The sequence below is a fragment of the Pseudomonas sp. K5002 genome, assembly GCF_013386655.1.
In the GTDB taxonomy this organism is placed as follows: domain Bacteria; phylum Pseudomonadota; class Gammaproteobacteria; order Pseudomonadales; family Pseudomonadaceae; genus Aquipseudomonas.
The window spans coordinates 1-9,151 of the sequence record NZ_JACARK010000132.1 but is presented as its reverse complement, the minus strand read 5'-3'; the positions used below and the strand labels follow the sequence as shown (position 1 = coordinate 9,151).

General features: G+C 61.0%; 8 protein-coding genes. 4 read left to right on the top strand and 4 right to left on the bottom strand.

Annotation, left to right across the window (positions count from 1 at the left end; translation table 11 throughout):
- Positions 1-489: enoyl-CoA hydratase-related protein (locus HX846_RS07925; RefSeq protein ID WP_178965216.1), on the bottom strand; the 489-nt coding region annotated here is incomplete at its 3' end.
- 263 nt (positions 490-752) lie between these two features.
- Here HX846_RS07925 and HX846_RS07920 point away from each other — a divergent pair.
- The 4 genes from HX846_RS07920 to HX846_RS07905 all read left to right on the top strand — a co-directional run bounded on the left by HX846_RS07920 (position 753) and on the right by HX846_RS07905 (position 5,387).
- The gene (locus HX846_RS07920) at positions 753-1,610 is read left to right on the top strand and encodes an IclR family transcriptional regulator (RefSeq protein ID WP_134326026.1); all 858 of its coding nucleotides are present in this window, start codon (positions 753-755) and stop codon (positions 1,608-1,610) included.
- 69 nt (positions 1,611-1,679) lie between these two features.
- Positions 1,680-2,834 carry an acyl-CoA dehydrogenase family protein gene (locus HX846_RS07915; protein ID WP_102605272.1) on the top strand — a complete coding sequence of 385 codons (1,155 nt, stop codon included), beginning with the start codon at positions 1,680-1,682 and terminating at the stop codon, positions 2,832-2,834.
- A gap of 182 nt (positions 2,835-3,016) precedes the next feature.
- The gene (locus tag HX846_RS07910) at positions 3,017-4,291 is read left to right on the top strand and encodes an MFS transporter (RefSeq protein WP_003216727.1); all 1,275 of its coding nucleotides are present in this window, start codon (positions 3,017-3,019) and stop codon (positions 4,289-4,291) included.
- A 169-nt stretch (positions 4,292-4,460) separates the two neighbouring features.
- Positions 4,461-5,387, top strand: coding sequence for a GGDEF domain-containing protein (locus HX846_RS07905; protein ID WP_003216729.1), 927 nt, complete (start codon positions 4,461-4,463; stop codon positions 5,385-5,387).
- Positions 5,388-5,408: 21 nt separating this feature from the next.
- Here HX846_RS07905 and HX846_RS07900 read toward each other — a convergent pair whose 3' ends face one another.
- From HX846_RS07900 to HX846_RS07890, 3 genes are all read right to left on the bottom strand, one after another.
- Positions 5,409-6,170: a TenA family transcriptional regulator gene (locus tag HX846_RS07900; protein ID WP_218166164.1), complete on the bottom strand. Its 762-nt coding sequence runs from the start codon at positions 6,168-6,170 to the stop codon at positions 5,409-5,411.
- A 79-nt stretch (positions 6,171-6,249) separates the two neighbouring features.
- Positions 6,250-8,712 (bottom strand): EAL domain-containing protein, encoded by a 2,463-nt coding sequence (locus HX846_RS07895; protein ID WP_102605274.1) that lies wholly within the window; start codon positions 8,710-8,712, stop codon positions 6,250-6,252.
- Between the two features lie 75 nt (positions 8,713-8,787).
- Positions 8,788-9,151 (bottom strand): ATP-binding cassette domain-containing protein (locus tag HX846_RS07890; RefSeq protein WP_178965215.1); only part of this gene is annotated, 364 nt, incomplete at its 5' end.

The following is a 9,151-nucleotide window of genomic DNA, read 5'->3' as shown; positions in this document are numbered from 1 at the left end:
CGCGATGCGCATGGCCTGGAACTTACCCACGGCGCGCACCAGGCGCTGGGTGCCACCGGCGCCCGGCATCAGGCCCAGCTTGACCTCGGGCTGGGCGAAGCGCGCCGATTCCCCGGCGACGATCAGGTCGCAATGCATGGCCAGCTCACAACCGCCGCCCAGGGCAAACCCGTTCACCGCAGCGATCACCGGCTTGGGGCAGCGGCTGATGGCTTCCCACAGGTATTCGGTGTGGCGGCGATACATCTCGATCGGGCTGGCGCTGGCGAATTCCTTGATGTCGGCACCGGCCACGAAGAACTGGTCGCCGCCGGTAAGCACGATGGCGCGCACATCACGGCGCTTGGCCAGGGCACGAAAGTGCTCGGCCAGCTCTTCGCGAACCTGGGCGTTCAAGGCGTTTTTCACTTCGGGACGGTGGATGCGTACCACGGCGACGCCATTGTCCTGGACGTCGAGGTGCACTACGGGTTGGTCGAGGCTGGCCACAAATTCTCCTGCTGCAATGTTTTTGTTAGTTCGGATATCGCTAGTTTCGCTATGCGAAACAACATTCCGTATTTAGCGATAATCATAAGGACCGAGTTGCCGTGATGTAAACGTAAAAACCTGAACCTCCGATAAATCGGGCTATAACTCGTTGTTTAGACGAGTTTTATTAAACAAAAAGACAACGCCACGCAAAGTTGATTAGTTTCGCTGTGCGGAATACAATTTTGTTTTGTTGATTTTCTAAAAAAAGGGGGACTAACATGCGCCGTCGAAACCTGGACCCGAACACACCCGAAACACCTGCCGGCAACCACGCCTTCGAGCACTTGCTGATCGATCCGATGAATGCCGACGAGGAAGAAGACAAGGACCGCCAGTTCGTCACCGCCCTGGCCCGTGGCCTGGAATTGCTGCGCTGCTTCACCCCCAGCGAAAGCGTGCTGGGTAACCAGGAGCTGGCGCGCAAGACCGGGCTGCCAAAGCCGACGATTACGCGGATGACCCATACGCTGACCCGCTTGGGCTATCTCAAGCACCTGCCGCAGTCAGGCCGGTATCAGCTGGATGTGGGCGTAATGGCGTTCGGTTACGCAATGCTGTCGAACCTGTCGGTGCGGGCCGTGGCCCATCCGCTGATGGAGACGATGGCCAAGTACGCCCAGGCCGCGGTGGCGATGGCCACGCGGGACCGCCTGGACATGGTTTACCTGGACGTGGTCCAGGGTGAAGCCAACATGACCATGCGCCGCCAGGTCGGCACACGGTTGCCGTTGCACTTGAGTTCCGCAGGCCGCGCCTGCCTGGCAGCGATGCCGGAAAACGAGCGGGAATTTATCCTCGACCATATCCGCCAGCGTCATCTGGCGGACTGGCCGGGCATCAGGAAGGGTCTGGAACGTGCCTTCCGGGATTACACCGATTTCGGCTATTGCATGTCGATCGGTGAGTGGCACCGCGATGTAAACGCCATCGCCGTACCGCTGCTGCATGCACAACATGGGCTGCTGACGTTCAACTGTGGCGGACCGAGTTTTCACCTTTCCCGGGAGAAACTCGAGGACGACATCGGGCCCCGTCTCAAGCACATGGTGAACAACATCGAGGCCGCCGCCCGCTAGACAGATCGGCGCAAGGCCTCGGCAGATTGACGACAACAGGCCCGCCGAACGGGCCGCTGAGGAATGCACATGATCCGAGACCCCGAAACGCTTCATCTGTTGCTGGAAACCCTGCAGCAGTTCGTCAACGAGGCGCTGATCCCCCGGGAAAACGAACTGGCCGAGACCGATGACGTCCCGGCGGATATCGTCAGCCAGTTCCGCGAGCTGGGCCTGTTTGGCCTGACCCTGCCCGAAGCCTACGGCGGCCTCGGGCTGACCATGGAAGAAGAGGTCAACGTGGCCTTTGAACTGGGCCGCACCTCGCCGGCATTCCGCTCCTACTTCGGCACCAACAACGGCATCGGCTCCATCGGCATCCTGCTGGACGGCACCGAGGCGCAGAAGCAGCACTACCTGCCAAAACTCGCCAGCGGTGAACTGCTCAGTTCGTTCTGCCTGACCGAGCCGGACTCCGGCTCCGACGCCGCCTCGCTGAAAACCACGGCGGTGCGCGACGGTGACCACTATGTCATCAACGGCACCAAGCGCTTTATCACCAACGCCCCCCACGCCGGGATCTACACGGTGATGGCCCGTACCAACCCGGACATCAAGGGCGCGGGCGGCATCAGTGCATTCATTGTCGAGCGCAACACCCCCGGCCTGTCCCTGGGCAAGCGCGACCACAAGATGGGCCAGAAAGGCGCCCACACGTGCGACGTGATATTCGACAACGTGCGCGTACCGGCCGACCAACTGATCGGTGGCGTCGAAGGCGTGGGGTTCAAGACCGCAATGAAGGTGCTCGACAAGGGCCGCCTGCACATTGCCGCCGTCAGCGTCGGGGCCGCCGAGCGCATGCTCGACGATGCCCTGAACTACGCCCTGGAACGCAAGCAGTTCGGCCAGCCGATCGCCGAGTTCCAGCTGATCCAGGCGATGCTCGCCGACAGCAAGGCCGAGATCTACGCCGCCCGCTGCATGGTGGTGGACGCTGCGCGCAAGCGTGACGAAGGCCTGAACATCGGCACCGAAGCGTCCTGCTCGAAAATGTTCGCCACGGAAATGTGCGGCCGCGTGGCCGACCGTTGTGTGCAGATTCACGGCGGTGCCGGGTATGTGAGCGAGTACGCCATCGAGCGGTTCTATCGCGATGTGCGCTTGTTCCGCCTGTATGAAGGCACTACGCAGATCCAGCAATTGGTGATCGCCCGCAACATGATTCGCGAGGCCAAGCACTGAACCCCGGGAACAACACAAAACCCATGTGGGAGCTGGCTTGCCTGCGATGCAGACAACTCGGTCTGGCAGTAACACCGCGGCGATGCCATCGCAGGCAAGCCAGCTCCTACAGTGACCGTGTTCCAACCGCATTACCGCAACACCCATAACTTGTGCCCTAACAACTACAACAAGGTATCGCTATGGAAGTCGCCGCTTCGGCGGGTGCGTTGTCGCCCGCGCAAAACAAACTGTGGATCATCGTATTCATCTTCTGCTTCCTCGGCCTGCTGATCGACGGTGCCGACTTGATGCTGCTGTCCTACAGCCTCAGCAGCCTCAAGGCCGAGTTCGGCCTGACCAGCGTCGAAGCCGGCAGCCTGGGCAGCTTCACCCTGGCCGGGATGGCCATCGGCGGGATTTACGGCGGTTGGGCCTGTGACCGTTTTGGCCGGGTGAAAACCGTGGTCTGGAGCATCGTGCTGTTCTCCGCCGGCACGGCGATCCTGGGCATGACCCACAGCTATTGGCAGTTCGCGAGCACCCGTTTCTTCGCGTCCCTGGGCCTCGGCGCGCTGTATGTCGCGTGCAACACCCTGATGGCCGAATACGTGCCGACCCGCTATCGCACCACCGTGCTCGGCACCTTGCAGGCCGGTTGGTCGGTGGGCTACATCGTCGCCACCCTGCTCGCCGGCTGGATCCTGCCGAACCACGGCTGGCGCTGGTTGTTCTACGTGGCGATCATCCCGGTGATCCTCGCCGTACTGATGCAACGCCTGGTGCCGGAGCCGCAAGCCTGGATCAAGGCCCAGGCCGAACGTGCCCGGGAAAAGGCCGAAGGCATCAAGCGCGTGTCGGCGAAGAAACCCGACGGCATGTTCAAGCTGATCTTCAGCGACCCGAAAGCCAGCCGCATGTTTATCCTCTGGGCGCTGACCGCAGGCTTCCTGCAGTTCGGCTACTACGGCGTGAACAACTGGATGCCGTCATACCTGGAAGGCGAGCTGGGGATGAACTTCAAGTCGATGACCAGCTACATGGTCGGCACCTACGCGGCGATGATTTTCGGCAAGATCCTCGCCGGGCTCGCGGCAGACCGCCTGGGCCGGCGCCTGGTGTTCGCCGTCGGCGCGCTGGGCACGGCGATTTTCCTGCCGGTGATCGTGCTGTTCCAGAGCCCGGACAACATCCTGTGGATGCTGATTGTGTTCGGCTTCCTGTACGGCATCCCCTATGGCGTGAATGCGACCTACATGACCGAAAGCTTCGAAGCGAAATTTCGCGGCTCGGCAGTGGGCGGCGCCTACAACATTGGCCGAATCGGCGCGGCGGTGGCACCGGCAGCCATTGGTTTCCTGGCGTCCCATGGCTCGATTGGCGTGGGATTCCTGGTCATGGGCGGCGCGTACTTTATCTGCGGCGTAATCCCAGCGCTGTTTATCCGCGACAAGCAGTTCGACCCGCAAAAACAATAAGCCCTAACCCGGGGCCCGCGGCGACGCGGCCCCGGCTATAAGACGTGCGGCAGTTATACCCTTAGACAAACCGGGCTAGACTGTACGTCAGTCCTACGGAACTGAAGGAACAGTACGACGCTCTCACCCAGCCTGTAAGACAGTTTTGTGCTTAGAGGCTCATTCGCTTATGAAAACACCGACCCAGACCAACGCAATTGACTTCGACAGCGCCAAATTGCAACGCCTGGGCTTTGGTCAGCCTTCCCTTCTTACACGACGCCCCGCGACGGTTGAGCAACTTCGCCAGCAACTGGGCATGCAATTGCAAACCAGCCTGGAGCCGGAGCATATCCTTGCGTTGTTCTTCCGCGAGATCCAACGCCTGGTGCCGCTGGACGCCCTGCAATACCGCCACGAAGCCAGCGACCTGCGCCTGGAGTACGGTCACCGCGGCCATCATTCGGTGAGCTATGCCCTCAGCCATGAAGGCGAGCACCTTGGCGAACTGGTGTTTCGGCGCAACCAACGCTTTCTCGAAGACGAACTGGCCAACCTGGAATCGCTGCTGGCCACCTTGCTCTACCCGATGCGCAATGCCCTGCTCTACCGTGCGGCGACTCGCAGTGCCCTGCGCGACCCACTGACCGAAACCGGTAACCGCATCGCCATGGACCAGACCCTGCAACGGGAAATCGACATGGCTCGCCGGCACCTGCAACCCCTGTCCTTGCTGATGCTGGACATCGACCACTTCAAGCACATCAACGACAGCCACGGCCATGCCACGGGCGACAAGGTGCTCAAGGCGGTCGCCGCCTCGATCAAGAGCCAGCTGCGCAATGTGGACATGGTGTTCCGGTTTGGCGGGGAAGAGTTTCTGATTCTGCTGTCCAACACCGGCCGGGACGCGGCATCGATGGTCGGCGAGCGCCTGCGCCAGGCGGCACAGGCCCAGGATTATTGGGCGGATGATGAGCGGATCGAATTGACGGTGAGCCTGGGCTGCTCGACCTTGCTGGCGGGAGAGTCCGCCGAGAGCCTGTTGCGCCGGGCGGACAGCGCCTTGTATGTGGCCAAGCGTGAAGGCCGCAATCGGCTGGCAATGGCGGGGTAATTTACCCCGCCATCACCCCGTTTACGCCTCGCTGGCAACCAGGGCGGGTTGTTTGCGGGGGGCGGCCACCGACTTTTCCAGCTGCATGCAACGTTCCAGGAACAGGTACATGTAGTCGTAGCTCTTGCAGACCGCCTGGCGCAGCTCTACCTGCAGTTCCTTGGTCGGGTTCATGCCGGCCAGGGTGCAGATGATTTCCAGGGCTTCCCAGGGATGTGCGTCATCGTACTGGGCATGCATCTTCAGCCACTTCATCGCGCGCTTGCGGTCTTCCTCAGGGAAAGCCGCGGCATAGACGCCGGTGGAACACACCACGGCGGACCACTCCCCAGTGGCCCCCTCGATGGCGTAGTTGGTGGCGGCAATCGCGACAATCAGCGAATCGGCCGAGCTGGTGTGCCAGCACCAGTGGCTCAGTGCATGCAGCTCCGGCGGCACTTCCTGTGCCTGCAATTCTTCCAGGCTGACACCATGGGCGCGGGCCCAATGCACCCAATAATCGGCGTGGTTGAGTTCCACGCGAATATTGCGCATCAGCCAGCGGCGCGCCATGTCCTCCCCAGGATGGCGGGCAAATTTGGTCTTGGTGAGGTTCTGTGCCATGTACAACGCAAACTGTTCAACCACCGGCCAGCCACCAATCAGGTAGTGGCGCATGGTCTTGGCGCTGAGCTTGTTATCGCGCATGCGCTGGTACAGTTCGTGTTCGACAACGCGACGCTTGCTCTCGCTACAGTCCTGGATCAGCTGTTGCGCCCAGGCGGGGTAACTTGAGGCTTCCATAAGCGGGCCGGTTCTGTTGAATGTGTCGATCACTGTCGGGCTCCTTTTGATTTGTGATATGTACAGACCAGCAAATGTTTCATCGGAACGTGCCAGGCGCCTTGAATAACAGGGGCTGCGGTCGCACAGGTCGACACTGCAAACTATCAAAGGTAAACAACTGCGGTCGCTCGATCAGGTATCCCTGAGCGTAGTCGACCCCGATCTCAAGCAAGGCTTGTTCGATCTGGGGTGTCTCGACAAATTCGGCAATTGTGCGCTTACCCATGACATGACCGATGTGATTGATCACTTCGACCATAGCGCGGTTAATCGGGTCGTCCAGCATATCCTTTACGAAACTTCCATCGATCTTCAAGAAGTCTACAGGTAAATGTTTAAGATATGCGAACGAGGACATCCCGGCGCAGAAGTCATCCAGGGAGAAATGGCACCCTAACTCTTTGAGCTCGTTGATAAAACGAATCGCACTACCCAAATTCGCTATAGCGCTGGTTTCTGTAATTTCAAAACAAATCATTTCCGGTGGAATGCCATAGGCAATGAATTGCTCACGCAGGAACCCAAGAAAGTCCTCATCGCCGATGGTAGTGCCTGACAGATTGATCGCACACATGGCCATGGGCCGGCCCGGGCGCTCACGCATGCAGCCCGCGATGATCTTGAACACGTTCTCCACCACCCAACGGTCCAGGGAGGTCATTAAGCCGTAACGCTCGGCGGCCGGGATAAAACTGTCCGGCAGGATGATCCGCCCCGCCTCGTCATGCAGGCGCAGCAGGATTTCGATATGCCCATCCCCCTGTTCGGTGTGCCCAAGGGGCGCGATTTCCTGGGCGTACAGGCAAAAACGGTTCTCTTCCAGCGCCATGTGCAGGCGTTGCACCCAGGCCATCTCGCCAAAGCGCAGGGACAATTCCGAGTCATCGGCGTGATACACCTGCACCCGGTTGCGGCCCTTTTCCTTGGCCATGTAGCACGCCATGTCGGCGGCTCGCAGGGAAGTCTCCAGGGTGGTCGGGGCGTGCGTGATGTGCACCAGGCCAATACTCACGGTGGTGACAAACGGCCTGCCCTTCCACACAAAGTGCAGGCTCTGCACGGTGTGGCGCAGGCTTTCGGCGATTTTTTCCGCCACCGGCGCCGGGCAGTTCTCCAGCAGGATGCCGAACTCGTCGCCCCCCAGCCGGGCCAGGGTGTCACCTTCACGCAGGTCGGACTGCAAGAGCGCGCAGATATGCCGCAACAGTTCATCCCCCGCGGCATGCCCGCAGGTGTCGTTGACCAGCTTGAACTGGTCCAGGTCGAGGAACATCAAGGCATGGCGCCCGGTTTGCTGGCGCCCGACGTTGTGCAGCACCTGCTCCAGGCGGAACTCGAACTCGCGGCGGTTGGCCAGGCCGGTCAAGGCGTCGTGGGTGGCCTGCCAGGACAGGTTGGCGATGTACTGGCGTTCCTGTGTCATGTCGTGCAACACCAGCACCGCGCCGACGACTTTGCCGGCACTGCGGATCGGCGCGCCCACCAGGGTGACGGACACGGTGGTGCCATCCAGGCGCTGGATCAGCTTGGAGTGCTCGCTGCCCCCACCGAGCTGGCCGCCCAATATGTGTTCGATCAGGGTAAAGCCGTCGGCCTGGGCATTTTCGTCCAGCAGGTTGAACAGCGCCGCCAGCGGCAGCCCCTGGGCCTGGGCGGCTTTCCAATGGGTCAGGGCTTCGGCAGCCGGGTTCATATACGCAATGGCGCCGTCGACATCGGTGGTGATCACTCCGTCGCCAATCGACTCCAGGGTGATCTGCGCCCGCTCCTTCTCCAACTGGAGCGCGTCGGCAAACGCATGCCGCTGGGCCAGCAGCTTGTGGGTGCGCAACAGCGCCAGCACGATCAAGCCGAGTGCCGTGGCCAGGTTGGTCACCAGCAGCAGGCGCAGGATCATCCGCGAGCCTTCACCCAGGGCATCGCTGAAGGCTTTCGCGGCCGGCGTCACCCCGTCGTTGATCGCGAAGATCCGCTGCTTCCAGCGGTGTACGTCGCTGCTGCTGACCTGATTTGCCATGATCGCTCGGTGCATCTCCTGGGCCAGGTCGTCCAGTTGCACCAGGTAGCCATCGCCCACCGTCCACAGTTCGATGGCTTTTTCCAGGTAACTGAAATGGCGGAAGTTGAGGTACAGCCAGATCAGGCTGGAAACGTCGTCAGGGTGGTTACCGCCCTTGAGGATGCCCTGGCGCGCGGCAGGCAGGTCCGGCGTCGGGCGGTCCAGGGCCAGCCGCAGCTCATGCCCGCCCTGGGGTACGGCAATCGCGTTCTGGTATTTGAGGAAGGTGGCTTCGTCGCGGCTGTCGGCGTAGAGCGTCAGGTAAAAGATCGCGTCTTTCTGGCCCTTGGACCACAGGCTTTCGCCCGCCACATAACCGCGCACCGCCGAGAGTACGTAGAGACTGACGCAGCCTAACAATGCCTGGAACAGCACGACGGCGATAAAAGGCCACACAATGCCCAATAACCGAGGGGTTCCGAGAGTCTGCTTTTGCTTCATGAGGTCCCTTGCACATGCACAACTAAAATACGCACGCGAGTGAAAACCGCTCCTGATAGCTCAGCGTAGGCTAAATCACCGCACTTGTTGCAAGTGTCCGTAAAGTTTGGCGTACAAGCCACCATCAGCAATCAACTGCTGATGGTCGCCATCTTCGGCAATATGGCCGCCATCGAACACCAATACCCGATCCGCCTGTTTCACCGCCGACAGCCTGTGGGCGATGATCAAGGTGGTACGGCCACTGAGAAACCGCGCCAGCGCCTGGTGCAGGTTGTATTCGGTTGCCGCATCCAGGGCCGAGGTGGCCTCGTCGAGTATTACCACTTTCGGCTCCGCCAGCACCATCCGGGCAATGGCCAGGCGTTGACGCTGCCCACCGGAAAAGCGCACGCCGGAGCGTCCGACCACGCTGTCCAGGCCCAGCGGCAGCGCCTTG

What these genes read in the sequence shown, in the direction of transcription:
- HX846_RS07905 (WP_003216729.1), top strand. Translation starts at nt 4,461, where the DNA reads ATGAAAACACCGACCCAGACCAACGCAATTGACTTCGACAGCGCCAAA.
- HX846_RS07910 (WP_003216727.1), top strand. Translation starts at nt 3,017, where the DNA reads ATGGAAGTCGCCGCTTCGGCGGGTGCGTTGTCGCCCGCGCAAAACAAA.
- HX846_RS07915 (WP_102605272.1), top strand. Translation starts at nt 1,680, where the DNA reads ATGATCCGAGACCCCGAAACGCTTCATCTGTTGCTGGAAACCCTGCAG.
- HX846_RS07920 (WP_134326026.1), top strand. Translation starts at nt 753, where the DNA reads ATGCGCCGTCGAAACCTGGACCCGAACACACCCGAAACACCTGCCGGC.
- HX846_RS07895 (WP_102605274.1), bottom strand. Translation starts at nt 8,712, where the DNA reads ATGAAGCAAAAGCAGACTCTCGGAACCCCTCGGTTATTGGGCATTGTG.
- HX846_RS07900 (WP_218166164.1), bottom strand. Translation starts at nt 6,170, where the DNA reads ATGGAAGCCTCAAGTTACCCCGCCTGGGCGCAACAGCTGATCCAGGAC.